This window comes from Micromonospora zamorensis (assembly GCF_900090275.1).
Taxonomy (GTDB): Bacteria; Actinomycetota; Actinomycetes; order Mycobacteriales; family Micromonosporaceae; genus Micromonospora; species Micromonospora zamorensis.
This window is the reverse complement of the sequence record NZ_LT607755.1, coordinates 3,276,673-3,302,278: the sequence shown is the minus strand read 5'-3', so window position 1 is coordinate 3,302,278 and position 25,606 is coordinate 3,276,673. Positions and strand designations below refer to the sequence as shown.

20 protein-coding genes are annotated in these 25,606 nt (G+C 70.1%); 7 read left to right on the top strand and 13 right to left on the bottom strand.

Features of this window, described 5'->3' with window-relative positions:
- Positions 1-108: 108 nt before the first annotated feature.
- Positions 109-1,689, bottom strand: coding sequence for an FAD-dependent oxidoreductase (locus tag GA0070619_RS14490; protein ID WP_414855639.1), 1,581 nt, complete (start codon positions 1,687-1,689; stop codon positions 109-111).
- Between the two features lie 70 nt (positions 1,690-1,759).
- Between GA0070619_RS14490 and GA0070619_RS14485 the strand changes: the two genes are divergently transcribed.
- Positions 1,760-2,344 carry a helix-turn-helix domain-containing protein gene (locus GA0070619_RS14485; protein WP_088948553.1) on the top strand — a complete coding sequence of 195 codons (585 nt, stop codon included), beginning with the start codon at positions 1,760-1,762 and terminating at the stop codon, positions 2,342-2,344.
- Positions 2,345-2,416: 72 nt separating this feature from the next.
- Here the strand turns inward: GA0070619_RS14485 and GA0070619_RS14480 are convergent, their stop codons facing one another.
- A complete protein-coding gene (locus GA0070619_RS14480) occupies positions 2,417-3,079 on the bottom strand; it encodes a response regulator (protein WP_088948552.1) in 663 nt (220 codons plus the stop codon).
- Positions 3,076-4,206 (bottom strand): sensor histidine kinase, encoded by a 1,131-nt coding sequence (locus tag GA0070619_RS14475; RefSeq protein WP_088951800.1) that lies wholly within the window; start codon positions 4,204-4,206, stop codon positions 3,076-3,078. The genes GA0070619_RS14480 and GA0070619_RS14475 overlap by 4 nt, the downstream gene beginning before the upstream one ends.
- Positions 4,207-4,349: 143 nt before the next feature.
- Between GA0070619_RS14475 and GA0070619_RS14470 the strand changes: the two genes are divergently transcribed.
- From GA0070619_RS14470 to GA0070619_RS14460, 3 genes are read left to right on the top strand one after another with little or no spacing between them, the layout of a single operon-like run.
- Entirely contained in the window at positions 4,350-5,339 is a 990-nt protein-coding gene (locus GA0070619_RS14470; RefSeq protein WP_088948551.1) for a carboxymuconolactone decarboxylase family protein, read from the top strand.
- A gap of 9 nt (positions 5,340-5,348) precedes the next feature.
- Positions 5,349-5,801, top strand: coding sequence for a DUF6220 domain-containing protein (locus tag GA0070619_RS14465; RefSeq protein WP_088948550.1), 453 nt, complete (start codon positions 5,349-5,351; stop codon positions 5,799-5,801).
- Entirely contained in the window at positions 5,798-7,537 is a 1,740-nt protein-coding gene (locus GA0070619_RS14460) for a multicopper oxidase family protein (RefSeq protein ID WP_088948549.1), read from the top strand. Before GA0070619_RS14465 ends, GA0070619_RS14460 begins: the two co-directional genes overlap by 4 nt.
- A gap of 47 nt (positions 7,538-7,584) precedes the next feature.
- Here GA0070619_RS14460 and GA0070619_RS14455 read toward each other — a convergent pair whose 3' ends face one another.
- The 6 genes from GA0070619_RS14455 to GA0070619_RS14430 form a co-directional block, all read right to left on the bottom strand.
- Entirely contained in the window at positions 7,585-9,552 is a 1,968-nt protein-coding gene (locus GA0070619_RS14455) for a discoidin domain-containing protein (RefSeq protein WP_172862047.1), read from the bottom strand.
- 153 nt (positions 9,553-9,705) lie between these two features.
- Positions 9,706-9,885 (bottom strand): DUF6903 family protein, encoded by a 180-nt coding sequence (locus GA0070619_RS14450; protein ID WP_088948547.1) that lies wholly within the window; start codon positions 9,883-9,885, stop codon positions 9,706-9,708.
- A gap of 19 nt (positions 9,886-9,904) precedes the next feature.
- A complete protein-coding gene (locus tag GA0070619_RS14445) occupies positions 9,905-10,783 on the bottom strand; it encodes a carbohydrate ABC transporter permease (protein WP_088948546.1) in 879 nt (292 codons plus the stop codon).
- Positions 10,784-10,794: 11 nt separating this feature from the next.
- On the bottom strand, positions 10,795-11,769 hold the full coding sequence (locus GA0070619_RS14440; RefSeq protein ID WP_231927418.1) for a carbohydrate ABC transporter permease: 975 nt from the start codon (positions 11,767-11,769) through the stop codon (positions 10,795-10,797).
- Between the two features lie 70 nt (positions 11,770-11,839).
- The gene (locus GA0070619_RS14435; RefSeq protein WP_088948545.1) at positions 11,840-13,162 is read right to left on the bottom strand and encodes a carbohydrate ABC transporter substrate-binding protein; all 1,323 of its coding nucleotides are present in this window, start codon (positions 13,160-13,162) and stop codon (positions 11,840-11,842) included.
- Positions 13,163-13,314: 152 nt separating this feature from the next.
- Positions 13,315-14,292, bottom strand: coding sequence for a LacI family DNA-binding transcriptional regulator (locus GA0070619_RS14430; protein WP_231927417.1), 978 nt, complete (start codon positions 14,290-14,292; stop codon positions 13,315-13,317).
- A gap of 117 nt (positions 14,293-14,409) precedes the next feature.
- On the opposite strand from GA0070619_RS14430, the gene GA0070619_RS14425 reads away from it, so the two are divergent.
- Complete coding sequence (locus tag GA0070619_RS14425) at positions 14,410-16,233, top strand: glycoside hydrolase family 35 protein (protein ID WP_088948543.1); 1,824 nt, start codon at positions 14,410-14,412, stop codon at positions 16,231-16,233.
- Between the two features lie 61 nt (positions 16,234-16,294).
- Here GA0070619_RS14425 and GA0070619_RS14420 read toward each other — a convergent pair whose 3' ends face one another.
- The 4 genes from GA0070619_RS14420 to GA0070619_RS14405 all read right to left on the bottom strand — a co-directional run bounded on the left by GA0070619_RS14420 (position 16,295) and on the right by GA0070619_RS14405 (position 23,169).
- Positions 16,295-17,617, bottom strand: a complete 1,323-nt coding sequence (locus GA0070619_RS14420; protein ID WP_088948542.1) for a metallopeptidase domain-containing protein — start codon at positions 17,615-17,617, stop codon at positions 16,295-16,297.
- A gap of 666 nt (positions 17,618-18,283) precedes the next feature.
- Positions 18,284-19,867: a carboxylesterase/lipase family protein gene (locus tag GA0070619_RS14415; RefSeq protein WP_088948541.1), complete on the bottom strand. Its 1,584-nt coding sequence runs from the start codon at positions 19,865-19,867 to the stop codon at positions 18,284-18,286.
- 118 nt (positions 19,868-19,985) lie between these two features.
- Complete coding sequence (locus GA0070619_RS14410) at positions 19,986-21,584, bottom strand: carboxylesterase/lipase family protein (RefSeq protein WP_157743999.1); 1,599 nt, start codon at positions 21,582-21,584, stop codon at positions 19,986-19,988.
- Between the two features lie 364 nt (positions 21,585-21,948).
- Positions 21,949-23,169 (bottom strand): ROK family transcriptional regulator, encoded by a 1,221-nt coding sequence (locus tag GA0070619_RS14405; protein ID WP_088948539.1) that lies wholly within the window; start codon positions 23,167-23,169, stop codon positions 21,949-21,951.
- A gap of 333 nt (positions 23,170-23,502) precedes the next feature.
- On the opposite strand from GA0070619_RS14405, the gene GA0070619_RS14400 reads away from it, so the two are divergent.
- Positions 23,503-24,483 (top strand): DUF2804 domain-containing protein, encoded by a 981-nt coding sequence (locus GA0070619_RS14400; protein WP_088951798.1) that lies wholly within the window; start codon positions 23,503-23,505, stop codon positions 24,481-24,483.
- A gap of 137 nt (positions 24,484-24,620) precedes the next feature.
- Positions 24,621-25,604 carry a zinc-dependent alcohol dehydrogenase gene (locus GA0070619_RS14395; protein WP_088948538.1) on the top strand — a complete coding sequence of 328 codons (984 nt, stop codon included), beginning with the start codon at positions 24,621-24,623 and terminating at the stop codon, positions 25,602-25,604.
- Positions 25,605-25,606 lie beyond the last annotated feature (2 nt).

The window sequence follows — 25,606 nt, the reverse complement described above, 5'->3', positions numbered from 1 at the left end:
TGCGTCGATCATGGAGTTGTGGTGGGTGACAAAGGTCGTGGACCATCACCATTCCGGCACCACAACTCCACGATCGACGGGGTGGGCTTGGCGCGCGTCGACAGCGGTCTAGCGGCGGCGCGCCACGAGCACCGCGTCGTGGATCGTTATCTGCTGGCCGTTCTCGTCGGTGGCTGCGCGGGGGCGGGCCTCGGCCGTCAGCACCTCCCAGTCAGACGGGTCCAGGGTGGCGGCCACGTCCTCCGCGGTGAACATCATGTCCGGCATGTGCATCCGGCGCGCCGTCGTCCACAGATCCGACGGGTGGTGCCCGACGATCAGCAGAACTCCGCCCGGCGCCACCGCCGCGGCCAACCGGGCGAACAACTCCTGTCGCTGCACCGGCGGCAGGTGCATGAACTGCGCCGACACCAGGTCGTACGCCTCCTCGGCGGGGGGCTTGTCGCGCAGGTCTGCGTGCGTGAAGTCGATCCGAGCACCGACGCCGGCGGTGTCGGCGTGCGCGGCGGCCCGGTCCAGTGCGGTGGTGGAGATGTCCACCGCCGTCACCTGCCAGCCGCGCTCGGCCAACCACACCGCGTCGGCGCCCTCCCCGCTGCCCACGTCCAGCGCGCGCCCCGGGCGCAGGTCCGCGACCTCGGCGACCAACTGCGGGTTCGGCCGACCACTCCAGACCGACGGCCGGGACTGGTAGCGCTCCTCCCACGCCGGTTCCTCGAACGCCGTGGCCACCACCTGGCGGTACGCGGTGACCGCAGCCCGGGTCTCCTCGGCGATCAGGTCGGCATTGATCGCCGCGCCGGCGGTGAGGCCGGCCGCGGCGGACGTGATCACCTGGCCACGGATGTCGGCCACGTTGCCCGCCACCCAGACGCCCGGGACGCTCGTCGCGCCGGTGGGGTCGGCGGGGATCTGGGCGCCGATGACGTGCTCGCCCATCGTCACCTCCTCCGGGGCCAGGCCCAGCCCCACCAGCAGGCTGGAGCGGGGGGTCAGCCGCGTCGCAACCACCACCGCGTCGAGCGCCACCACCCGACCGTCGGCCAGCCGTACGCCGGTCAGCGCGTCCCCGGTCACCTCGATCTCGGCGATCGGGCCCGGGACCACCGCGATGCCCCGGGCGGCGAGCCGCTCGGCGGCCTCCGCGTCCGGTGCGGGGACGTCGTGCAGCAGGAGCAGCACGTCGGCACTCCACTGTCGCCACATCTCGGCCTGGTGCACGGCGAACGGTCCGGTCGCCAGGATGCCGATCCGCCGGTCGCGAACCTCCCAGCCGTGGCAGTACGGGCAGTGCAGCACGTCGCGTCCCCACCGCTGGGCCAGACCGGGCACGTCGGGCAGGTCGTCGGTCAGCCCGGTGGTCACCAACAGCCGACGGGCGCGCACCGAACCCCCGCCGTCGAGGCCGAGCCGGAACCCGTCGTCGTCGCGGGTCACCTCCTCCACCCGCCCGGTGTGGAACTGCCCGCCGTACCCGGCGACCTCGGCCCGCCCGACCTCGAGCAACTCGCCCGGCGGCGTCCCCTCCCGGCCCAGGTAGTTGTGCACCCGGTCGGCCGGCGCGTTGCGCGGCTCACCGGAGTCGATCACCAGCACCGACCGGCGGGCCCGGCTCAGCGCCAGGGCTCCGCTGAGCCCAGCGGCGCCGCCGCCCACCACCACCACGTCGTATGTCTCTTCCACCGGTATCTCCCTCTGACTCTGTCGGCTGAGCCCACCATGCGTCGCCCCCGGCCAGGTGGCAACTATCCTTGCCGTTATGGCAAACGAGGACTCCGCCGCGCTGGCGGCTGTCGGCCCCCGGCTGCGTGCCCTGCGCAATCAACGCGCGATCACGCTGACCCAGCTCGCCGACCTCACCGGCATCTCGGTGAGCACCCTGTCCCGGCTGGAATCCGGCAGCCGCCGACCCACCCTGGAGCTGCTGCTCCCGCTGGCCCGCGCCTACCAGGTGGCGCTGGACGAGCTGGTCGACGCCCCGGCCACCGGCGACCCTCGCGTACGCCCCAAACCGATCGTCATCCACGGCATCACGTTCCTGCCGTTGACCCGCCGACCGGGCGGCCTGCAGGCGTTCAAACAGATCTTCCCGCCGGATCCGTCCGCCGGGGAGCGAACCCCGCAGACCCACGAGGGGTACGAGTGGCTGTACGTGCTGTCCGGCCGACTGCGCCTGCTGCTCGGCGACCGTGACCTGATGCTGACCCCGGGCGAGGTGGCCGAGTTCGACACCCGGGTCCCGCACCTCGTCCTCAACCCCGGCCCCGGCACGGCGGAGGCCCTCAGTCTCTTCGGGCCGCAGGGGGAGCGGTTGCACGTTCGCGCCCGACCCGCCGCGGGCTGAGGCGCTGGCCCCGCTGGTGGCAGGCCGGTTGGCAGGGACTTCCGACCATGGTCTGCGCCACCGGACCGGTGATCACCGGCGACGCGGCGTGATCAGCCCCGACTCGTACGCCCACACGACCAGCTGGGCGCGGTCGCGGCAGTGCAGCTTCGCCATCGCCCGGTTGACGTGTGTCTTCGCGGTCAACGGACTGATCACCATTCGCAGGGCGATCTCGTCGTTACCCAGCCCTCGGGCGACGAGTTCGACGATTTCCTGTTCGCGCGCGGTCAGCACCTCGCGTCCGGCCGCTGGCTCGGCCGGCGGTGGGCCGGCCACGAACTCGCTGATGAGCGTACGTGTGACGGCCGGGGCGAGTAGCGCGTCGCCGCGAGCCACGACGGCAACGGCCTGCAGCAGGTCGGCGGGGTCGGCGTCCTTCAGGAGGAAACCGCTGGCGCCGGCGCGCAGTGCGGCGAACACGTAGGAGTCGAGCCCGTAGTTGGTGAGGATGAGGACGCGGACCGCGGCGAGGTCGGGATCAGCGGCGATGCGCCGGGTCGCCTCGATACCGTCGAGCCCCGGCATCTGCACGTCCATGAGCACGACGTCCGGCCGTAGGCGTCGCGACAGCTGGACGGCCGATGTGCCGTCGGTGGCCTCGCCGACCACCTCCAGGTCGTCCTCGGCGTCGAGTAGTGCCCGGAATCCGGCCCGCATCAGAGCCTGGTCGTCGACGAGCAGGACCCGAATCATGGTGGGCCGTCCAGGGGGAACGTCGCCCGTACCGTGAATCCGTGGTCGTCGCGGGCGGCGGCCCGCAGGGTGCCGCCCAGCCCGGTCACCCGTTCCCGCATGCCGCGCAGGCCCACGCCGGGCGTCGTCGTCCGGTCCGGCGACGCCTGGCCGTCGTCGGCGACCGAGACGGTCAGCTGCGCCGGGGCGTACTCGACGTGGATCTGCGCAGTGGCGGGACCGGCGTGGCGGGCCACGTTGGTCAGGGCCTCCTGGACGACGCGGTATCCGGCCTGGTCGACCTCGGCGGGTAGGTCCCGGGGCCGACCGGTGACGGTCACCTGCACCGGTACGCCGGCCGCCCGGGTCCGCTCGGCAAGCTCGTCCACCCGGGCCAGTCCGACGGGGTCTCCGTCGGTGGGGGAGCGGAGAACGTCGAGCGTCGTGCGCAGTTCCCGCATCGCGGCGCCGCTGGCCTCCTGGATCGCCAGCAACGTGGCCGACGGTTCCTCGCCGTGCTTGCGGGCCAGGTGCACGGCGATCCCGGCCTGGACCTTGATCACGGAGATGCTGTGGGTCAGCGAGTCGTGCAGATCCCGGGCGATGCGCAGGCGCTCCTCCCCGGCACGACGCAACGCCATCTCCTCGCGGGTGCGTTCAGCCTCGATCGCCCGTTGTTCGACCTGTTCCAGGTACGCCCGACGCTGCCGGGCGACGAGCCCGGCGACGTTGGCCGCCACAAACCAGCCCAGCAGGAGGGCGGTCCGCTCGACGATCAGCTGCCCGGGCCGGTCGGCGGGCGCGACCGAGATGTCGCGGGCCAGGAAGCCGCCGAGGAAGACCAGACTGGCCGAAGCGGTGGCCGATCGGTGCCCCCGCCAGGCGGCGACGTACGCCACGCCGAGGACGGGGAACGCCGCGGACACCCCAGGGTGCACCCGGACGTGCAGGGCCAGCATGGCGGCGGTCACCACGCCCAACGCCACCACCGGGTGACGCCGGCATACCGCCAGGCCCGCCGCCATGACCAGGACCAGCAAGACGTCGACCACCCGCACCGGAGCGGCGTCCGGCGCGAGCGCGGCATTGCCGAGCAGGAGGCCACCGAGGGCGAGGCCGCTGAGGGCGTACGGCAGGTCGCGACGCATGGTCGCACTGTAGAACGGGCCGCCACCCGCGAGCATCCACCGCCTGCGGTAGGTGGGCGTACTGCGGACGCGGTATCGGCGGCCAGCCAAGTGCCTGCGGTGGCACGACGCTTTTCCGACCTCTCGGGTCAAGCATCGAACCCATGACATACCGCTTCTTCACCCCCGCTCCAGCGAGTGCGGCAACCGGTCTGACCGGCGAGGTCTACCGGCAGTTGAGAGACGAGTTCCTCGGGCCGGCGCCCACCTTCCAGGCGCTCGCGGCCGTGCCGGAGGTGCTGGCCGCGACCTGGTCGCTGATGCGTGAGGCCCTGCTCGCCGGAGACGGGTCCCGGGTCGACCGCGAGATCGTCGCGTCGGCGGTGTCCCGGGCCAACCGCTGCCGGTTCTGCGTCGATGCCCACGTGATGCTGCTGCACGCGCTGGGCGAGCACGAGGTGGCCGAGGTCATTGCCCGTGGCGGGACGCCGTCCGAGCCGAGGCACGCCGAGCTGGCCGCCTGGGCGGAGGCGAGCCGCAGCCCGATGGCCGCCGGCTGGACCAGTCGGTACGGCCCCGAGGTCACCGGCACCCTGCTCGTCTTCCACTTCATCAACCGGGTCGTCTCGGCGCTGCTCGACCCCGATCTGCTGCCCGGCGGCCTGCAACGCTCCTCAGTGGTGCGGTCGGTCGGGGGCCGGCTCTACGCCAGGACGGCCCGGGAACCGAGGCAACCCGGCCGCAGCCTCCCGCTGCTCGACGCCGGTACGACGGAACCACCGGCCTGGGCGGGGGAGAGCCCGGTCGGCGTCGCGTACGCGGCCCTGAGGAACGCCGCCATGCAGGCCGGGGACCTGCTGGGCGACGTGGCGCGCCAGACCGTCACGGCAACCGTGCGCTGGGAGGACGGCCGCTACCCCGCCCGGCCCTCGGACTGGGCCGTCGACCTGGTCCGGGACGTACCCGGAACGGACCGCGTCGGGACCCGGATCGCGTTGCTGGCGGCGTTCGCACCCAGCGCGATCAGCGTGGGCGACGTGGCCCTCTGGCGGCTCTCCCATCCAGCCGACGCCGACCTCGTGCGGCTCGTCGCGTACGGGGCGATCACGGCCACCGATCACGTCGCCCGGGCCCTGACCTCGGCACACCTCTAGGAGCTCACCATGCGCAAGGCATTCGTCATCGTCAGCATCCTGTTGCTCGTCTCGTTCGCCCTGCAGTTCGTCTTCGCCGCCGTGGGCGGGTTCACGAAGCCCGCCGGCGACGGCGCGTACGCGCTGCACAGCGTCAACGGCATGGCGGTCATCCCCGTTCTCACAGTGCTCACCGCCCTGTTCGCCGCGCTGGCGAAGGCGCCGGGCCGGGTCATCGGACTGGCGGTCCTGCCTGTCGGGCTCGTCGTCGTGCAGGCGCTCATCGCCATGCTCGCGAACGCGTCCACCGACGCCGCCGGCGCCAGCACGCCGCTGGGCCTGACCATCGCCGGGCTGCACGCGGTCAACGGAATCATCGCTGTGCACGTCGTGGTCGGCGTGTTGAGGGCAGCGCGACAGCTGGACCGACCTGAACCTGTCGACGCCGCACCCGTGACGGTTCTCGAGGGGGAGCCGGCATGACCACCGGCTCGCTGCTCGCGGCCGACCTCGTGATCGCGGTCCTGGCGGCCGGCGGATGGCTGGGCGGCGGTGCGGCGTCCGCCGCTCGGCGTCGCCCGCTCGCGCTGGGGCTGGCGGCCTTCGCGCTGCTCGCCACGCTCGCCCGCGCGGTCACGATCACCGCGCTCGCCCGCACCGGCTGGTGGTTCGCGGCGGAGAAGGTCCTCATCGCCGCCCCACTGTCGCTCGCGGCGGTGGCCGTCGCCGGGCCGCGGCTGCTGCGGGCCGCGGTCGACATCCGGTCCGTCGCAGTCCCGCTCCTCTTCGCCGGGTACGCGCAGAGCAGCGCCCTGCTCGTGACGTTCCTGCACGGCTATCCGGCGTCGGCGGGTGTGGGACTGCTGGCGGTCGCCGGGGTGCTGGCGGCAACGGCGGTCTCGTGGCTCGCCCTCGGCGCGCGCCCGTCCCGGACGGTGTCCCGGGCGGCCCTCGGGGTGGCGGTCGCGGCGCTGGTCACCGGAACCGGGCTGGTCGTCGCCCCGGCCGCCGCGCCCGGCGTACCCCACGATCATGAATACGGGGATGCGCGGACCGTCGGCGAACCGACCAGGCGGTTCACCCTGACGGCCGCGACCGCCACGGTGCGGGCGGGCGGCCGGGACGTCGCGGCGTGGGCGTTCAACGCGCAGGTCCCCGGGCCGGAGCTGACGGCCACCGTCGGCGACGTCATCGAGGTGACCTTGCGCAACCGGGACATCGCCAAGGGCGTCACCCTGCACTGGCACGGGTACGACGTGCCGAACAGCCAGGACGGGGTGCCCGGAGTGACCCAGGCGGCGGTTCGGCCCGGGCAGGAGTTCGTCTACCGGTTCCGCGCCGACCAGGTCGGCACGTACTGGTACCACACGCATTCGGTCTCCGACGTCGGCGTGCGGATGGGCCTCTACGGTGTCCTGGTGGTGCGCCCGACGCCGGTGACCGGCGTCGACGTCACAGTGCCGGTGCACACCCTGGCCGGTGTCGCGCTGCCCGAGCCGAGAACGGAGCCGGTGGAGGCGGGGGTGCCCGTGCGGTTGAGGCTGATCAACACCGACAGCACGACGCACCGGTACGCGTTGGCCGGCACCCCGTTCCGGGTCGCCGCGATCGACGGATCCGACCTGCACGGTCCGACCCCGCTCGTGGACACTGCCGTGCCGATCCCGGCCGGGGGACGCTACGACCTGGTGTTCACCGCGCCCGCCACGCCGGTCGCCCTGTTCGTCGATGGCCGGGCCGTCTACTCGACCGGACCGGTCTCGGCGGCCACCACCGCCTGGCCGGTGTTGGATCCGCTCATCTACGGCGGCGCTTCCGCGGTGCCGTGGTCCCGGTTCGACAGGGAGTTCACCCTCGTTCTCGACCGCGGCCTGGACCTGCGTGGACTGCTCCCGCGATACGCCCACACCGTCAACGGCGCGGCCGACCCGGACATCCCACCGCAGGTCGTACGCCTCGGTGACGCCGTGAAGTTCACGATCGTCAACCGGTCCCAGATCGTGCACCCGTGGCATCTGCACGGCCATCACGTCCTGGTGCTGTCCCGCAACGACCGACGGGCGACGGGCAGCCCGTTGTGGTTGGACTCCTTCGACGTACGCCCCGGCGACGTGTGGGAGGTGGCGTTCCGGGCCGACAACCCCGGCATGTGGGCCAACCACTGCCACAACCTGGCGCACGCCGAAGCCGGGATGACGCTGCACCTGATGTACTCGTGAGGGAGCCTCCGGCGCGATGCCGGAGGCTCCCTGGTGTTTGTGCCCGGTCAGTTGAGGGCGTAGATCTCCGCGGCGGTGGTCCACGGGTTGCCGTTGACCTCGCTCAGGGCGCGCAGCCGCAGGTACTGCCCGGTCTTGGCGGTGAACCGGACCTCCTTCTGGCTGGCGTTGTTGGCGAAGGTGCCGGTGGCCACGGCCGTTCCCCAGTTGACGCCGTCAGTGCTGACGTAGACCTCGTACTGGCCGATGCGCCCGTTGGCGGCGCCGCCGCCGCTGTCCTGCCGGGGCAGGTAGCGGATTCCGGAGACGGAGTAGCTCGCACCGAGATTGATCTGGATCTCGTGGGGCATCGGGGCGTTGCCGCCGGTGTACCTGGTGTGCCAGATCGTGCTGAGGTTGCCGTCGAAGGCGTTGGTGGCCGCCCCGTTCTCGGCGGCAGTCTCCTGGCTGTCCGTGTACTTCAGCGACCAGCCGGTGCGGGGGATGACGCCGGCGCTGGGCACGCAGACCGTGCTCAGCTGGTGCGCGCCCCGGTCGGGACGGCATCCCTGGGTGACGGCGCCACCGAAGTAGTCGCGGCTGCCCGGGGCGGTCATGACCTGGCCACTCGCCAGTGCCGGTGAGCCGGTGCGCAGCCGGTAGCCACCGGCGTCACTGATCGAGGTGGCGGTGCCCGGCGAGACGAACAGCGGATCCGCGGTGATCTTGTTCGAGTCGGCGGGCTCGCCGGCCGGGTGCTGGCCGTAGAACACGTTGGAGTCGAACAGCAGAGCACCGGCGTTGTAGCTGGCCTGGGTCGTGGTCACGTAGAAGATGTTGTTGTAGAACTCGACGTTGGCACCGGCCGAGCCGTTGCCGTTGTTGATGATCTGGGCTGCCTCGCCCACGTAGAAGACGTTGTTGTAGATCTTCGTGTTGGTGAGCTTCCCGCAGACCAGGTCGAAGATCTGGCCGCGGTCGTTCTGGCTGATGTTGTAGCGCACGATGTTGTCCTTGGTGGTGGAACCCCCGCCGTTGCACAGCAGGATGAAGCCGCCCTCGTTGTCGTGGCTGTAGTTGTACTGGTAGATGGTGCGGATGTTGCCCTCGTCCAGGTCGAGGCCCTGGCCGTCACAGGTGCTCCGGCCACCGCTGACCTCGTTGAACTGGAACAGGGCGTCGTTGATGTTCCAGCCCCAGATGCCGGCGGCGCACTGCGCTGGCTCGCGGACCCGGAAGCCGTCCACCCGGTTGTTCTCGACCAGGGCGCTCTGGGTGTGGTGCACGTCGATGGCGTCGCCGCCGATGTCGGTGACCGTGTTGCCGCGTACGACGACCCGGGTCTGCGGAAGCCAGTTTCCGCAGGTGGAGCCGCAGTTCGGGTTGGCCAGCTCGGGTCGCACCATCCAGCGGGTCCAGAAGTGGATGCCATAGCGGTCGACGGTGGCGATCGTGTTGTTGTTGATCAACACGTCATCGAACTTCGTCTGCGTGGTGTAGCCGAGGACCTCGAAGAAGATGCCGGCGCTGGCGTCGTCGTCCTTCTTGGTCTGGTTGCCGTTGACGTCGTGGACGCTGAGCCCGGTCACCCGGTAGTAGGTGCCGGTGCCGGAGTTCTCGCGGATGATGTGCACACCGCGGCGGGTGGCGATCGCCGACCCCTTGTTGGAGATGTCCAGGTTGCGGATCTCCCAGTACTGCTGGTTGTAGAGCTTCACGACGTCGACTACCGCGCCGTTGCCGGCCAGCACCGGCTTGGCGCCGCTGCCGTACGCGTCGACGATGATCGGTGCGCCGGCCGCGCCGGAACCCTTGGGGAAGAGTTGCTGGTTGGCGCAGGTGGTGCCCCGCCGGATCAGGATCTGATCTCCGGCGGCGAACGTCCTGGCGTTCACCGGCGTGAAGCTGTTCCAGGGGCTGGCCTGGGTGCCGCTGCCCGAAGTGCTCGCGGAGCAGTCGACGTAGTAGTTCGTTGCGGCTGCCGCGGCGGGGGGCGCGGCGACGAGTATCGCGGTGGCTAGCGTGGTCAAAGCCACCAACGAGGACCTGAACAAACGCATCGGAAGTCCTAACCATGGGGGTGGTGGGGAGCAGTTCACTTCCTTGGAGCTGTGCTGCGCGTACGACCGGGGGTGAGGCCAGCGACGGGCCCGGGGGACCGCGGGCTCGTCGGCCGGCGCCGGTCCGGGTCACCGGAACTTTCGGTTGTAGTCCGCGAGAAGGCCGATCAGCACGGCGAGCGCCACGAGCATGATCGCGAGGTTGCCCCATCCGACAGTGGGCCGGACGACCACCACGGTGACGACGCAGACGAGCGCGATCAGCAGCCTGGTGACGATGAGCAGAGTGGCACGTGTGGATTCCTTCATGACATCCCTTTCTCGGGCCTCAGCCCTTGACGCCGCCGGCAGCCATGCCCTGGATCAGGCGACGCTGGATCAGCGCGTACAGGAGCAGCACCGGCACGATGACGATGACCATGCCGGCGTAGAGCCGCCCGGGGTCCGCGGCCGCCTTCTGCGCGGCCATCAGGTTGAGCAGGCCGACCTGCAACGTCTTGCCCTCGCCGGGCAGCAGGGTCAGCGCGATGACGAAGTCGTTCCAGTACGCCAGGAAGTTGAACAGGATCACCGTGGTGACCGCCGGCCGGGCCATCGGCAGCATCACCCGCGTCATGATCCGGAACCGGGACGCACCGTCCAGCAACGCCGCCTCCTCGAACTCCGCTGGAATCGAGCGAAAGTACGCGGTCAGCAGATAGATCGTGAACGGGATCGAGGTCGCCGCGTAGACCAGCGAGAGCATCGCCGGGTTGTCGAGGAAGAACCCGTCCGGGAACACGTCGACCAGCGCGCGGTCCCAGTCGACCAGCATCAGGAAGATCGGCACGACGATGTAGTTGACGTTGACGAACAGCCCAGCCAGCAGTGCCACCTCGACGATGCCCTTGCCGCGGAACTCGTACCGGGCGACGACGTACGCCGCCGGCACCGAGACCGCCAGCACGAACACCAGGCCGAGGAGCGTGACCAGGACCGACGTGGCGAAGTAGCGGCCCATCTGCGCGCCGCCGAACGCGTCGACGTAGTTCTGCAGGTGCAGGCCCTCGGGCAGGGTCCAGGGGCTGCCGAAGAACTCGCTCTTGCGTTTGAGTGAGGCCACCAGCACCCAGGCGACCGGGATCACGATGAGCAGAGTGATCCCGCCGACGAGCAGGTGGGTGAGGCCACGGCCGGGCCGTGGACCGGATTTGTTGATCGTGGTCATGGGAGTGTCCTCTAGAACTGGAGGGGCTCACGCCGGGTCGCGCGGCTCACCAGGAGCGACACGAGGAACGAGAAAGCGAAGATCACCACGCCGATGGCCATGCCGTAGCCGTAGGCCGAGTTCGTGTACGCCTGCTTGTACATGTAGCTGAGCAGCACCTCGGAGGCGCCGTCCGGACCGCCGCCGGTCATCGCGCGAACCAGCACGAAGCTGAGGTTGACCGCGCTGAGGATGAAGAAGGTCAACGTCGTGCGCAGGTTCTGCCAGATCAGCGGCAGCGTGACGGCGAAGAACTGCCGGCTGGCCGAGGCGCCGTCGAGCGCGGAGGCCTCGTACAACTCCTCCGGGATGCTCGCCATGCTCGACATGTAGATGACCATGTAGTAGCCCAGCGACTGCCACAGCATCGCGGTCGCGACCGAATAGAGCACCACCTTCTGGTCGCCCAGCCAGACCTGTTGCAGTCCGTCCAGCGAGAGCAGCCGGAGTGTGCCGTTGAGCAGGCCGTTCTCCTGGTCGTAGACGGCCGAGAAGATGGCCGCGATGACCACGACCGAGAGCACGTTCGGGATGTAGAGCACGAACCGGTAGAAGGTGTGGCCGCGCAGCTTCTGCCGGGTCATGACGGCCGCGAGGAACAGGCCCATCCCCATCGTCACCACGGTCACGACCACGAGCAGCGCGACAGTGTTCTGGAACGCGCGCAGGAACTGCTCGTCGTCGGCGAGCTTGGCGAAGTTGTCCAGGCCGACGAACCGCATCTGCGCCGAGAAGCCGCTCCAGCTGTAGAGCGACATCCGGAACACGCTGACGGTCGGCCAGATCATGAACAGCGCGAACAGTGCCAGCGCCGGCAGCAGGCAGGCGGCGACGAACCGACCGTCGCCGCGCCGGCCGCGTGCGGCGGAGCCACGCGCTGACGCCGGGGACCTGCTGGGCGTACGCCTGCTGGTGCCCGTGGGTGGTGGAGTGAGGGTCGTCGTCACCGTGACCAGTCCTTGGTTCTCGCGGGGGAGGGGATCGGCGGCAGCCCGGTCCCGGGCTGCCGCCGGGGCGTCACTTGCCCGCTTGCCGCAGCTTCTCGCTGGCGTCGTTCAGCGCGGTCTGCCACTGGTCGACGGTCTTGTCGCCGCTGATGATGCTGTTCGCGGTGTCGAAGAGCGTGCCCTTGATGTTCACGCCCTCGACCGGCGCGGTGCTGGCGAAGCCGCCAACCAGAGCGGTGACGGTCGGGTCCTCGTAGAGCTGGTAGAACGGGGCGATCTCGGCGGGCAGCGTCGAGGCGATGCCCTTGACCGGCTGGATCGCGTTGGACTTGGCGAAGATGCCGGCGGCCTCGTCGGAGTAGAGGTACGCGACGAAGTCCTTCGCGGCGTCCTTGTTCTGGGCTCCGCTCGGAACCCAGGCCGACTCGACGATCGTGGTCAGGTAGCGCTTGCCACCTGCGGTGACCGCCGGCAGCGGAGCCATCGCCCACTCGAACCCGTTGGCGCGCGGCGCGTCCTTCATCTCACCGACGACCCACGTGCCGTTCGGCATGAACAGCGTCTTGTTGTCGAGGAGCGACTGCTGGTTCTTGGTGAAGTCCTGCTCGTTCGCGTACCCCACAGTGGTCTTCGCCGCGTAGCTCAGCAGCTTGGCGGTGATGTCCAGGGCCTGGCGGGCCTGGGCGGTCTTCCAGACGCCGTCAGAGTAGGTCATTGCGTCCTTGTAGAACTGGTCACCGCCCACGTCGGCGAGCAGCGCGAAGAAGAACGAGTCGAGGTAGCCCGCGGTCGGGTAGGTGAACAGCGCGATGCCCTCGGCCTTGGCGGTGTCGCCGAGCTTGAACATGTCGTCCCAGCTGGTGGGGACCTGCCACCCCTTCTGCGCGAAGAGACCCTTGTTGTAGACCAGGCCGGTCGGCGCGTAGTACATCGGCATCAGGTAGGTCTTGTCGTCGTTGTACGGGTTCGTGCTGAGGTTGCCGACGATCCCGTCGGCGAGCTTGGCCCGCACCGTGGTCTGCTCGCCCGGCACGGTCATGTCCAGGACGCCGGTGAGGTCCTCCAGCGCCTTGTCCTTGACCAGCGTCTCGGCGAGCGCGGCCTTGCGGCCCTGGGGCAGCACCACGACGTCCGGGAACTTGCCGGCCTTCATGTTCGGGCTGATCTCGTCCTCAAGCGTCTTCGAGAGCTGCAGCTGCACGTCCACATCGGGGTGCTTGGCCTTGTACGCCTCGACGACCTGGACGTACATGTCCCGGCCGTAGCCGCCCTCGAAGGCCGCGACCTTCAGGGTCTTCTTGCCGTCGGCGTTGTCGTCGCCTCCGGAACAGCCCGCGATCAGGCTGAGCGCTGTCGTCGCGACGACAGCAAGGACGATGGGTTTTCTCAACATGGGGGTGGTCCTCCGGGGCGGGGCGCACATCGGTGCGGGAGTGATCGGCGTGCACGGGGGCGCGGTCCGCTAGATCACTGGGCGGGCCGCGCGTTGTTACTGTGGCACCCGTAACATGAGCCGTCAAGAACGATGTGCCGACGGCGTGACGGTCAGCGGGCCCGCGGCGCCGCGGTCGACTCCCGGACTATCAGGGTCGCCGGCGTCAGCGTTTCGCCGTCCTCATCGGTGCCGAGCAGGAGTGCGACCGCGGCCGCCCCGGAGCGGTAGAAGTCCTGCCGAACGGTGGTGAGCGGCGGGTGGCAGTACGCGGCCAGCTCGATGTCGTCCACGCTCACGATCGACACGTCCTGCGGCACCGACCGCCCGCGCTCCCGCAGCGCCTTGATCACGCCGAAGGCCATCTCGTCGCTGGCGACGAAGACGGCGGTGACCTCGGGAATCATCGCGAGGATCTGCCCCTGGCGGTAGCCCGACTCGGGCGACCAGTCGCCCTCCAGCGCTGGTGGCGCGTCGATCCCGGCAGCCGCCAGGCACTCCTGCCAGCCCTGCCGACGCTGCCGTGCCTCGATCCACTCGTCCGGCCCGGCCACGTGCCACACCTGGCGGTGCCCCGCGTCCAGCAGGTGCTGGGTGGCCGTGCGCCCCGCCTCGTGCTGGTCGATGCCCAGCACCCGCGCCCCGGTGGTGCGCGAGCCGTCCACCGTGACGGTGGGAATGTCCCGCGTGATGTCCTCCATCCGCTGGGTCACGGAGATCAGGGGGACCGCGATGATGATGCCGTCGACGCCCTGGTCGGAGAGCTTGAGCAGGGATTTCTCCATCAACGCGGTGTCCAGCTCGGCGAGGGTCGCGATGCTCACCGAGTAACCCGCCTGACCGGCCGCCGCCTCCACCCCGGCGGTCACCGCCGAGCGCGAGTAGTAGCCGCCGGCCTGCAGCAGGACCAGGCCCAGCGTGAAGCTCCGACCCGAGGACAGCAGTCGGGGAGCGCCGTTGTACCGGTATTTGAGCTGCTCGACCGCGTTGAGCACGCGACGCCGGGTCTCCGCGTTGACGTTCGGCGAGTCGCGCAGCGTGCGCGAGACCGTCTGCGCCGACACACCGGCGGCGCGTGCCACGTCAGCCATGCTCGGCTGCCTGCCACGCATTGTCGCCTCGGTCATCCGCCCGCCCTTCTGAGAACCCGGTACGGCGGCATCCTAGCGCCATTGTTACGTATGGCACGGGTAACATAGGCTTCCGCCATGATCGAGACGACCCGGCCGGGCAACACACTGACACCGTTGAACAGGCCATCGCCCGCGCTCGGCTGGAGCGACCGTCAGCTCCACCGACACGGCGTCCCTCACCGCATCCTTTCCGGCGCCCTGCACTACTTCCGGGTCCACCCGGAGCTGTGGCGCGACCGGATCCGACGGCTGGCCGACCTCGGTCTCAACACCCTCGACACGTACGTGCCGTGGAACTTCCACCAGCCGCACGCGGACCGCGCGCCCCGCTTCGACGGCTGGCACGACCTTGAGGCGTTCGTCGCACTCGCCGGTGAAGAGGGCCTCGACGTCGTCCTGCGGCCCGGCCCGTACATCTGCGCGGAGTGGTCCAACGGCGGCCTGCCAGCCTGGCTCACCGCCCGCGACGTGGCCCTGCGCAGCTCCGACCCGGCGTTCACCGGGCCGGTCGAGCGTTGGTTCGACGAGCTGATTCCCCGCGTCGCACGGCAGCAGACGCAGGCCGGCGGGCCCGTCGTGGCGGTGCAGGTCGAGAACGAGTACGGCAGCTACGGCGACGACGAGGCGTACCTGCGCTGGATTCGCTCGGCACTGCTCGACCGCGGCATCACCGAGCTGCTGTTCACCGCCGACGGCCCCACCGAACTGATGCACGACGCCGGGACGGTGCCCGGAACACTGGCCGCGGCCACCCTCGGCTCGAAGCCCGAAGCCGCCCGTAGCCTGTTCGCCCGGCGCCGGCCCGACGAACCGTTCGTGGTCGCCGAGTACTGGAACGGCTGGTTCGACCACTGGGGCGAGCGACACCACGTCCGCGCGGTGGACAGCGCCGTCAAGACTCTCGACGCCATCATCGACGAGGGGGGAAGCGTCAGCCTCTACATGGCGCACGGAGGCACCAACTTCGGCCTGTGGGCCGGCGCCAACGCGGACCGGGGCCGGCTGCAGCCCACCATCACCAGCTACGACTCCGACGCGCCAATCGCCGAGGACGGCACGCTGACCGCCAAGTTCCACGCCATGCGCGCGGCACTGGGCGCGACCGGACAGCTGCGAGTTTCCGAGCGGATGCCGGTGCTCCCGCCGGCACAGGTGCCGCTGACCCACCGCGCCGACCTGATCGCCGGCGTGCGTGCCGTGCCCACCCCGGAGTCGACCGGTGCACGACCGGCCACCTTCGAGCAGCTCGGCCTGGACGCCGGGATGGTGCTGCTCACCGCCCACCCGAGGATCCCCACGGGTGACCACGTCATCATCCTGACCGACGTACGCGACCGGGCGATCGTCCTCGTCGACGGTGTGCCGATCGGTGTCGCCGACTCCGAGCATCCGGAGCTGCCGATCCGCGGCGCCGGTGCGGCAGTGCGCCTGGAGATCCTGGTGGAGAACCTGGGCCGTATCAACTACGGCCCGCTGGTCGGTCAGCACAAGGGCCTGCTCGGGCCGGTGCTCGTCGACCGCCGGATCGTGCACGGCTGGGCCAGCTCGCCGATCGCCCTGTCCGAGTGGACACCGGACGACCTGCGCCGCGCCACCTCTGCCGGACCCGCCAGCACCGGTGCCGGCTTCGCGGTGGCGACGGTGTCCATCGAGAAGCCGGCCGACACCTTCCTTGCCCTGCCCGGGTCGGTGCACGGCCTGGTCTGGGTCAACGGATTCCTGCTCGGCCGCTACTGGGACATCGGCCCGCAGGTGACGCTCTACTGCCCCGCGCCACTGCTGCGCGCCGGCGAGAACACGGTTGTCGTACTGGAGACCGACCGGCTCGGCCCGGTCCTGGAGCTGCGCGACCATCCTGAGCTGGGCCCCACCGAGGAGTACGTGGAGGAGTTCGACTGACCGTCTGACCGGGCCCCGGCCGCCCGCCGCGCGAGCGGTCGTCCGGGGCCCGACAGGCCGGTCAGGCGCGCTTGCGACGACGCTTCACCAGCAGGAATCCCAGGCCGACCGCGAGCACTGCGGCACCGCCGCCGGCGGCGAGCGGCAGGACGGTCGAGCGACCGCCACCGGCGGTGAGCTCCTCGGAGCCGAGCTCGGTGACCGGCTCGGTGCCGTCGGTCAGGGATTCCGTGCCGGTGCTCGCGCTCGCACTGGGGGTGGGAGTGGCCGCGCTGGGGGTCGGGGACGCGGACGGGGACTTCGAGGGGGCCGGGTCGATGGCGGCGAGCGAATCGCCGTTCAGCGCGACCTTGACCTTCGCCTGACCACCGCCGGAGGACACGACGGCGAGGGACAGCTTGCTCGCCTTGTCCGTCAGTTTGGTGATGGCGTCCGCATTCGGCGGTGCGTTGTTGGTGGCCGTCTTGTCCGCCGTCGTGGTGTCGATGAGTGACGAGGCACCGTAGGAGCCCTTGGGGACACGGTAGGCGTGGACGCCCTCGAGCTTCGCGTCGAAGTTGCCGGCCGCGTGGCGGTACTCGATGACGAGCCGGTCGCCGCCCAGGGCGATGTCCAGGGCCCGGACTCCGCTGCCCTTGCCGTGCAGGGAGCGCAGCGTGTAGACCCCCGACTTGGTGACCTTGAGAGAGGCCCCGCCGTTGAGCCATCCGGCACGGATCATCTCCGGTGCGGAGAAGCCGGCCGGCCGGTACCCACCGGCCATGATGGTCGTGTGGCTGGCGCCCCCTGACTTGCACGCGCCCAGGTTGCCGCCGGTGCACTTGACGCGACCCTGGTGCCCGAAGCCCAGGTTGTGTCCGAGTTCGTGGCCGACCACGTCGATGCCGCTGGCGGTGCCGTACAGGTTGATCCAGGTGGTCGGGCCGGGGAGGGTGGCGAGGCCGGCCCAGGGGCAGTTCGTCTTCTGTGCCGGGAAGACGATCGACAGGCTCTCGTAGTCCTTGCCCGCGACCAGGCCGCGCTTGGTGAGCTCCTCCCGGGTCAACTGGTTGATCTTGCCCTGCGGGCAGCCGGCGGCGCTGAGGTCCAGCTTGATCGGGCCGAGGAACTGCTCCGGTACGGCGGGCACCAGCGTGTACTGCCCACGCGACAACTCCGACAGGTACGACGCGGCCGAGTCGCTCTTCGCGCCGAAGTAGGTGTCCGGCGTGGACGCCTTCACCTTGTCCGGAAACTGGAAGGAAGCGTCGTTGAACTCCACCAGAACGGGGAGGATCTTCCTCTTCACCGGGGCGGCGGCCGCGGGGGTGCCGGGGAGCGTGGCGGTGGTCAGCACGGCGATGCCTGTGGCCAGAGCGATGCGGCCGAGGGCAGACAGCTTCATGGGGTCCTGTTCCTTCAAGGGGGATGCCTGGGCGCCAAGGACGCCGGTGTCCGTGGCTGTACGACTGGTTTCGGCAGCGTCGGGCCGCGCCAGCCCGGCGGAGCTGAAGCGGCTGATGACGAGGGAGTCCTGCCGGTCTCGTGCAGGGTTCGCGATGGAGCCGTGGCCGCAGGTGGAGCCGGGCCGGCCGCCCGCGCTGGATCAGTGAGCCAGGGGCGAGCAGCGAAGGGGACGATCGGGAGGAAAGAAGTCAGGAGCAGCCGAAGCTGCGCATGCACCACATCCTATGACATCCTATGTCTGATGTCGTATGAACCTAGGGCGCATCGATGTGTCCGTCAAGTGTTCGCCGTACCCGGCAGACTCCTCGCCGACCGCGATCACGATCCGGGTCGATGCCGAGGTGAGCGCGGCGGATCGGGGCGGTAGTCGGTGATCGCCCACGAACTCTTCGACACCAGCGGTCGTCGCGGGTGCCGTCGTCCTCCGTCGACAGACCGAACATCGCCGGGGTGGGTGGCGACCAGGTCCAGCGCGGTCACCGCACCGCCGCGGCGCCGCGCAGGCAGCCCCGACGGCAGTCGATCGGTGAGATGCAACAATGCGGGCCCGCCCCGTGGAGGGCGAGCCCGCACTGTTCTGTTTATTGGTGCGCGCGGTAAGAGGTCAGCTGAGCCAGAGGCCGCAGTTGTGCTCCGCCGCGAAGGTGTTGATCACTCGGCTCGCTCCGCCGGTGCGCAACTGCATGACGTTCTCGTCGCCGCCGTAGGTCGGCCACGACGGGGCACCCCGGTAGTTCGGGTTGCCGTTGTGGGCGAAGGCGCCCCAGTACCGCATCATCTGGTCCGACAGCTTCTTCTGCTGCGCGGTGAGGGGCCGCTCGCCGAGAGTGAAGTCGAACAGGTAGGCCAGCTCGCCGCTGTGTCCGTTGGAGACATCCTCACCCGGGACGCGGAACCCGTACAGGGTCGGCGAGGTCGGGTCGTTGAACTCGTAGCGGTAGAGCGGGGTCTTGGTCGAGATCACCCGAGCGGCCTGCTCGGTCTGGCACGCGCGACCAGCGTCGGTGTGCACCTGCGTGATGGCGTCCCACGGGCTCTTGAACTTGCTCAGCGGGTACGTCGCGAGGACGCGGTCGGCCTTGTCGCCGTACTCACGCTTGATCGTGTCGACGTAGCCCTGCGCGGTGATTCCGGCGAGGGCGGTCTCGGTGAGCCGGTTCTCGGAGCGCGTGGTACCGGACATCACCGGCACCTTGTTCCAGGTGCCGTCGGCGAACGCGTCGGCGAACGACTTGGGCAGCAGCGAGCCGCCCACCTTGGAGTTACCGAGGTAGTTCGCCTGGTTGGCGACGAGCTTCCCGGGCCACGCCGCGCGCAGGCAGTTGACAACGGTGGCGGCATCGGTGCAACCCACCGACTCGGCGAACCCGACACCCCGCTGCTCGCCGACCGCGAGCGTGTTGCGGGTGGCCAGGCACTGCTGGCTCTGCACGATCGCCTTGTGGAACAGCCCCTTGGCGGCCGGCATGGCGAGCATGTCGCACACGCCCTGTCCGCCGGCGGACTGGCCGTAGATCGTCACGTTGTTCCGGTCGCCGCCGAAGTTGGCGATGTTGTCCCGGACCCACTTCATCGACGCGAGCTGGTCCATCCGGCCGTAGTTGCCGGAGCCGCCGTCCGTGACCGCGCTGAGCGCGGGGTGGGCGAGGAAGCCGAGCGCCCCGAGGCGATAGTTGATCGAGATGATGATGGTGTCGGTCTTGGCCGCCATCGTTCCGCCGCCGTAGATGACGCCGGTGCCCTGGGTGTGGCCACCGCCGTGGAACCAGAGCATGACCGGCAGCTTGGCGTTCTTCGCGACCTTGCTCGGCCGGTAGACGTCGAGGTAGAGGCAGTCCTCGCTGACGGCCTGCTCCTCGCGGATCCCGGTCGGCTCGAACTGCACGCATGCCGGGGCCTGCTGATCGGCCGACCGGATTCCCCGCCACGACTCCGGCGCGGCCGGAGGGGCGAACCGCAGGTCGCGTACGGGGGGTGCCGCGTACGGCAGGCCGAGGAACTGGTCGAACTGGTTCGTCGCGACGCCACGGACGAGCCCGTTCCGGCTCTGCACGACGGGGTCACCGCCGCGTCCGTCGCCCTTGCTGTCCGCCTGGGCGACGGCGCTGGCGCCCGCGCCGAGCAGCAGCACAGGGGCGATCACGGCGGCAGCCCAGGTGGCCAGGCGACGCTTGGGGAAACTTCTCACGAATTAGTCCTTTTCGGTCGATCGAAGGGGTGTACGCAGCTGTTGCTTGCCGAAGCGCTCGTTGCCGGGATACGCGAGGTGGTGCCGAGGCACCATTTCGCGGACCTCGCTGACGTGGTCAGACAGCGGGACTGACCGCGTCCCACACCGAGCAGTTGTGCGATTCGCCGACCTTGGTGTCGGCGACCCGCTGGGCGCTGGGTGCCGCGAACTGCAGGAGGTCACCCTGCGGGGCGTACCGGGGCCAGGTCGGCGCGAACTGCACGTTCGGGTTACCGTCGCGGGCGAAGCTGCCCCAGTAGCTGATCATCTGGTTGGACAGGTCGACCTGCTCGCCGCTGAAGGGCAGGGCCGTGCCGAGGTAGTCCCAGAGGTAGCCGAGGTCGTTCACGTGGGTGGCACCGAAGGGGTAGTCGGTGTTGAGGCGCCAGATCGAGACGAAGGCCGGGCCATTCTTCTCGGCGAACTCGTAGGCGTAGGTCCTGGTGTCCTTCGCCAGCCGCTCGCGCAGCGTCTGATCCCGACACGCACGCTGGTCGCTCTGGATCGCACCCCAGGTGACGGTGGGCGACTTGTAGTTCACCACCGGGTAGGTGGCACGGATCTGGTCGACACCATTCGGGTACGTGGTGGAGATCAGGGTGTTGAGCTGTGCGGTGGTGAGCGGCTTGTCGAGGTAGTCGTACGCGGCGAAGACACTCTGCTGCGACTCGTCGGAGGTGCCGCCGACCAGGACCGGCAGGTCGGTCAGCTTGCCGGTCTTCATCAGCTCGATCGGATCGGTCGGCACGACGCGAGTGCCGGCGACGGCGCCCGACTGACGGACCTTGGCCTGCGCCGCGAGGATCTCGGTGGGGCTCTTCGAGCGAAGGCAGTCGACCTGGCCCGCGCCCGTCGGGCAGCCGATTTCGGCGCTGAACTGCTCGCCGCTCTCTCGGGCCGCCGGCAACGTCCGCAGAGGACTGCCGCCTCCGCTCTGGAGGATGGCGCGGTCGAAGAGACCTCGCGCGGTGGGCGAGGCAAGCTGCACGGCCGTGTTGCCGGCGCCCGCGGACTGCCCGGCAACTGTGACGTTGTCGGGGTTGCCGCCGAACGCCTTGATGTTCTTCTGCACCCAGCGCAGAGCCGCCTGCTGGTCCAGGATCGCGAAGTTGCCGGCCGAGCCGTCGCGGTTGTCCGCCTCAAGGGCCGGGTTCACGAGGTAGCCCATGGCGCCGAGCCGGTAGTTGATCGTGACGTAGACGACGTCCTCCCGCGTCACGAACTTGTCCGGGTTGGTGTCGCGCCCTGCGCCGGCGAAGTTGCCGCCGCCGTGGATCCAGAAGAAGACCGGGAGGTTCTTCTTTGAGGCGGTGCTGGGGCGGTACACGTTGAGGTAGAGGCAGTCCTCGGTCAGCGTGGGCTTGTCATATCCGGGATCCCAGCCGGTGCCCTGTACGCAGGAAGCCCCGAACTGTGTCGCGTCCCTCGTGGCCTTCCACCTGGCGGCCGGCTGCGGTGCCTTCCAGCGAAGGTCGCCGGTCGGCGGCGCGGCGAAGGGGATGCCCTTGAAGGAGGTCACCATGCTCTTGGCCTCGCCACGGACCGCACCCTTGTCGGTCTGGACGACGGGGGACTGGCCGGGGTAGGTGCTGGCGCCGCGTGAGGCGCTGGCGAAATTTGCCATGGCGGGTGGGCCTGCGGTGACGGCCAGGGCAACAGTCGCTGCGGCTGACACCCCCGCCACCCATCGAGCGGTGGGTCGGATCTTCATCGGTGGTCGTACCTCCATTTTTGCGGCAGGGGAGGTCCCCGGCTCGCACCGGTCCGGTGCCGCAGGTTGTCGTGGACGGGGGAGTCCACGTGAACGGGAGGTGCATCGGATCAACGAATGCACCGGCCCGTGAAGGAGGCCAGGCGACGGTTCAGGCGAGTACCGGGCAAGGAGCCGGAGTGGAACGGTCGCGACGCTGGCGCTTCCCCCGACCGGCCGAGGACGGAGGAAGGCTTTGTTGTCCGGCAGAACATTACCGCTACCAGGAGACTTCGCAACACCAGGGTGAATTTGGTGTTGCGGACGCGCTGCGTCCGTGACCCGTCCGTTACCGGCTGACGGTCGCGGCGGGCAGTTGTCCCGCCCGAGCGAGCGCGACCGCACCGAGCAGCTCGGCCCGTTCCCCGAGCTCGCCGGTGAGCAGCTGCACGGACTCCGCCATGACGCTCGGCATGCGCTGGTCCATCGCTTCGCGCATGCCGGCGACAAACGGTTCTGCCGCCGCGCCGAGCGCTCCGTCCACGATGATTGCCTCCGGGCTGAGCAGCACGCAGACGTCGGCGAGCACTCGCCCGAAGCCCCGACCGAGGTCCGCCAGGATGCGTCGGGTGCCCACCTCGCCCGCAGCCGCGAGCTCGCGGATGTCGGCGACAGTCATCGGTTGCGGGTAGGTCGAGCCGATCGTTTCCACGAAGTCGCCGTACGTCACCGCGAGGCAGCCGCGACTTCCGCAGAGGCACCATCGTCCGTTGGGAAGCACCTGCACATGCGCCAGTTCCCCAGCCAGGCCGCGCGCACCTCGGTGCAGTCGGCCACCGAGGACCAGCCCGGCGCCGACCCCCTCGACCAGCTTGATGTAGATGAGGTCGTCCAGGCCGCGCCCCGCCCCGGCGGTCGCCTCGCCCAGCGCTGCGAGGTTGGCGTAGTTCTCCGCCGCCGTCGGGATGCCCAGGCGTTCGGTGACCATGGGCTGCGGGTCTGAGCGAAACCAACCGAAGACCTTTGCGAGCTCGGGTACGGCCTCGCGGGCGGCGTCGGGCATCCGGCCGAATGCCGCCCCGACCCCCCGTTCGAAGGCTGCCGGAACGCCGATGACGGCAAAGTCGGCCTGCTCCGGCGTCGACCCCGCCTCGGCGAACGCCTCTTCGAGCAGGCGCAGCCCTCGGTCGAGCACGCGTTGCTGGTCGCGATCGCCACCGATGTCGCGTTGCCGGTGGGCGGCAAAGGTGCCGTCCCAGCCGACCGCCGCGGCCCGGATCGTGGTGTGGCTGAAGCACAGGGCGGCGACCAGGCCGCCGGGGTCCGCCAGCGCGAGGCCACTCGCGGGTCGGCCGCGACTGCGATGCCGTCGTCCGGTGTCGGCGGTGTGCTCGACGACCATGCCCCGTTGCAGGAGGCGATTGGCGATGCCGGTCACCGTCGTCTTCGGCAGGCCGGTCGTGGCACTCAACTCGGTCCGGCTGAGAACGGCTCCGCCCCGCAGCGCGGCGAGGACAAGTCGCTCGTTGCCGGGGGTGCCGCTCGGTGGGGCGGGGACAGCACGCGTCATGCGTCGAGCATACCGATTTAAGGACGGAAACAGTCTTAAATGCTGCCGTTGACCAGACTTCTTGGTCCGGATAGCCTCCGTTATGGCTCACTTAGAACGAGTTGAGTCAAAAGGTGCTCCGGCAGGCCGAGCCGGACGCCGACCGGCGAGCAGGTATGGGACCCGGCCAAGTCCCGGACCTGTCAGCCCGCCGGCTGCGGGATGCGGCCAGCTGTGGTGGAACTCTGGCGAGTGCGCAGCTGGTAGCACCCGCAGCTGGCGAAGCCCTTCCAGGCGGCACCACCGACCCTGTGGTCGGGTGTCTCGGAGGGTGGCGGGGCTATCGTGCACCTCGTGACCCACGAACGCGAACTGTCCTCACCTGCCGAGCTGTGCCAACCGGGCGGGCGGCTCAATCCTGCGGCGGTCGGCTGGACACGCCGCCCGCTGCACACCGCGAACCTGCGCGGCTGGGGCCGGACCAAGCGGTGGGAGTACTGGGGCATCGTGACGCCGCAGCACATCGTCGGGCTGGTCGCCTCGTCGCTGGACTACGCCGGCGTGCACAGCGTCTATGTGCTCGACCGGGACAGCGGCACCGAGACGAAGGCCGACGTGGTGGTGCCGCTGGCGCGCGGAACGGTACTACCGCCGCACAGCGGCGTGGGCGAGGTTCGTGCACAGGGCGGTGGCCTGGCGATCCGGATCGCTCAGCGCCCGGACGGCACCGCCATCTCGGCGAGCGCCCCCGGAGTGCGGCTGGAGGTGGACGTGCCGTTGCCGGCCGGTCACGAGTCGCTCGGCGTGGTCGTGCCGTGGAGCCCTACGCGATTCCAGTACACGGTCAAGGACGTCGGCCGCCCTGTCCTCGGCACACTGGAACTGCACGGCCAGAAGTACGAGATCGGTGGGCCGGACGCGTTCGCCGTGCTGGACCACGGTCGCGGCAGATGGCCGTACGCGATCACGTGGAACTGGGCCGCCGGTGCGGCACCGGGACGGGCGATCCAGCTCGGCGGTCAGTGGACTGACGGCACCGGGGTCACCGAGAACGGCCTGTTCGTCGACGGCCGGTTGCACAAGATCGGCGAGGAACTGCGCTGGACCTACGACCGGTCGGACTGGCTTCGCCCGTGGCGGATCAGCGGGGAACGGGTCGAGGCCGAGTTCCAGCCGTTCCACGAGAAGGTTGCCCGCACCAACCTGGGTGTCGTCGCGAACGAGACCCACCAGTGTTTCGGGCACTTCTCCGGCTGGGCGAAGACGGACGACGGGACGAAGGTGAGCCTCGACGGGCTCGTCGGCTGGGCCGAGGAGGCGCGCAACCGCTGGTAGCAGTCGCGTGGTCAGCCGTCATCGGACCACTTCGAACTGTGGACACCTCCGCTCCGTGTTTATGATCGACAACCCGGGAGGGGCACGGAAGCCTGGCCGCTCGGTGCGGCCTCGAGCAAGAGGTGAGGTGCGCGACGGTGAACCGCGAGGCGTACGCCTGCTGGGTGCGTGAGCCCGGCGCGGCGGAGATCCGGCCTGTGACGCTGCCCGCTCCGGGGCCCGACGAGGTGCTGGTCCGGGCCCGGTACTCGGGGGTCAGCCGGGGCACCGAGACGCTGGTCTTCGCCGGCCGGGTGCCCGCCGACCAGCACGCCGCCATGCGCGCGCCCTTTCAGGAGGGTGACTTCCCCGGCCCGGTGAAGTACGGCTATCTCAGTGTCGGCGTGGTCGAGCAGGGCCCGCCGGACCTGCTCGGGCGCACGGTCTTCTGCCTGCACCCGCACCAGAGTGCGTACGTCGTGCCGGCCACCGCCGTGGTGCCCGTGCCGGACGGGGTGCCTCCGGCCCGGGCGGTGCTCGCCGGCACGGTGGAGACCGCCGTCAACGCGCTGTGGGACGCGGCACCACTGGTCGGCGACCGGGTCACCGTCGTGGGTGCGGGCATGGTGGGCTGCTGTGTCGCCGCGCTGCTCGCCCGTTTTCCCGGCGTGCACGTCGAGCTGGTCGACACCGACGCCCGGCGGGCCGGGGTGGCCGGCGCGCTCGGTGTCGAGTTCGCCCAACCGGACGACGCGACCGGCGACCGGGACCTCGTGGTGCACGCCAGCGCCACCAGTGCCGGCCTGCAACGCTCGCTGGACCTGCTCGCGCCGGAGGGCACTGTCATCGAGCTGAGCTGGTACGGCGACCGCCAGGTGCAGGTGTCGCTGGGTGGGGCGTTCCACTCCGGCCGGTTGAGCGTACGCAGCAGCCAGGTCGGCATGGTCGCGCCCGCCCGGCGTGGGCGGCGCAGCTACGCCGACCGGCTGGCGCTCGCCCTCGACCTGCTCGACGACCCGGCCTTCGACGCCCTGATCACCGGTGCGTCCCGGTTCGCGGAGCTGCCCGACGTGCTTGCCAGACTGAGCACGGGCGACCTGCCCGCGCTCTGCCACCTCATCACCTACGACGACGGGGAGTGACA

Coding starts and splice junctions, on each gene's coding strand:
- GA0070619_RS14485 (WP_088948553.1), top strand. CDS start 1,760: ATGGCAAACGAGGACTCCGCCGCGCTGGCGGCTGTCGGCCCCCGGCTG.
- GA0070619_RS14480 (WP_088948552.1), bottom strand. CDS start 3,079: ATGATTCGGGTCCTGCTCGTCGACGACCAGGCTCTGATGCGGGCCGGA.
- GA0070619_RS14475 (WP_088951800.1), bottom strand. CDS start 4,206: ATGCGTCGCGACCTGCCGTACGCCCTCAGCGGCCTCGCCCTCGGTGGC.
- GA0070619_RS14470 (WP_088948551.1), top strand. CDS start 4,350: ATGACATACCGCTTCTTCACCCCCGCTCCAGCGAGTGCGGCAACCGGT.
- GA0070619_RS14465 (WP_088948550.1), top strand. CDS start 5,349: ATGCGCAAGGCATTCGTCATCGTCAGCATCCTGTTGCTCGTCTCGTTC.
- GA0070619_RS14460 (WP_088948549.1), top strand. CDS start 5,798: ATGACCACCGGCTCGCTGCTCGCGGCCGACCTCGTGATCGCGGTCCTG.
- GA0070619_RS14450 (WP_088948547.1), bottom strand. CDS start 9,885: ATGAAGGAATCCACACGTGCCACTCTGCTCATCGTCACCAGGCTGCTG.
- GA0070619_RS14445 (WP_088948546.1), bottom strand. CDS start 10,783: ATGACCACGATCAACAAATCCGGTCCACGGCCCGGCCGTGGCCTCACC.
- GA0070619_RS14435 (WP_088948545.1), bottom strand. CDS start 13,162: ATGTTGAGAAAACCCATCGTCCTTGCTGTCGTCGCGACGACAGCGCTC.
- GA0070619_RS14430 (WP_231927417.1), bottom strand. CDS start 14,292: ATGGCTGACGTGGCACGCGCCGCCGGTGTGTCGGCGCAGACGGTCTCG.
- GA0070619_RS14425 (WP_088948543.1), top strand. CDS start 14,410: ATGATCGAGACGACCCGGCCGGGCAACACACTGACACCGTTGAACAGG.
- GA0070619_RS14420 (WP_088948542.1), bottom strand. CDS start 17,617: ATGAAGCTGTCTGCCCTCGGCCGCATCGCTCTGGCCACAGGCATCGCC.
- GA0070619_RS14405 (WP_088948539.1), bottom strand. CDS start 23,169: ATGACGCGTGCTGTCCCCGCCCCACCGAGCGGCACCCCCGGCAACGAG.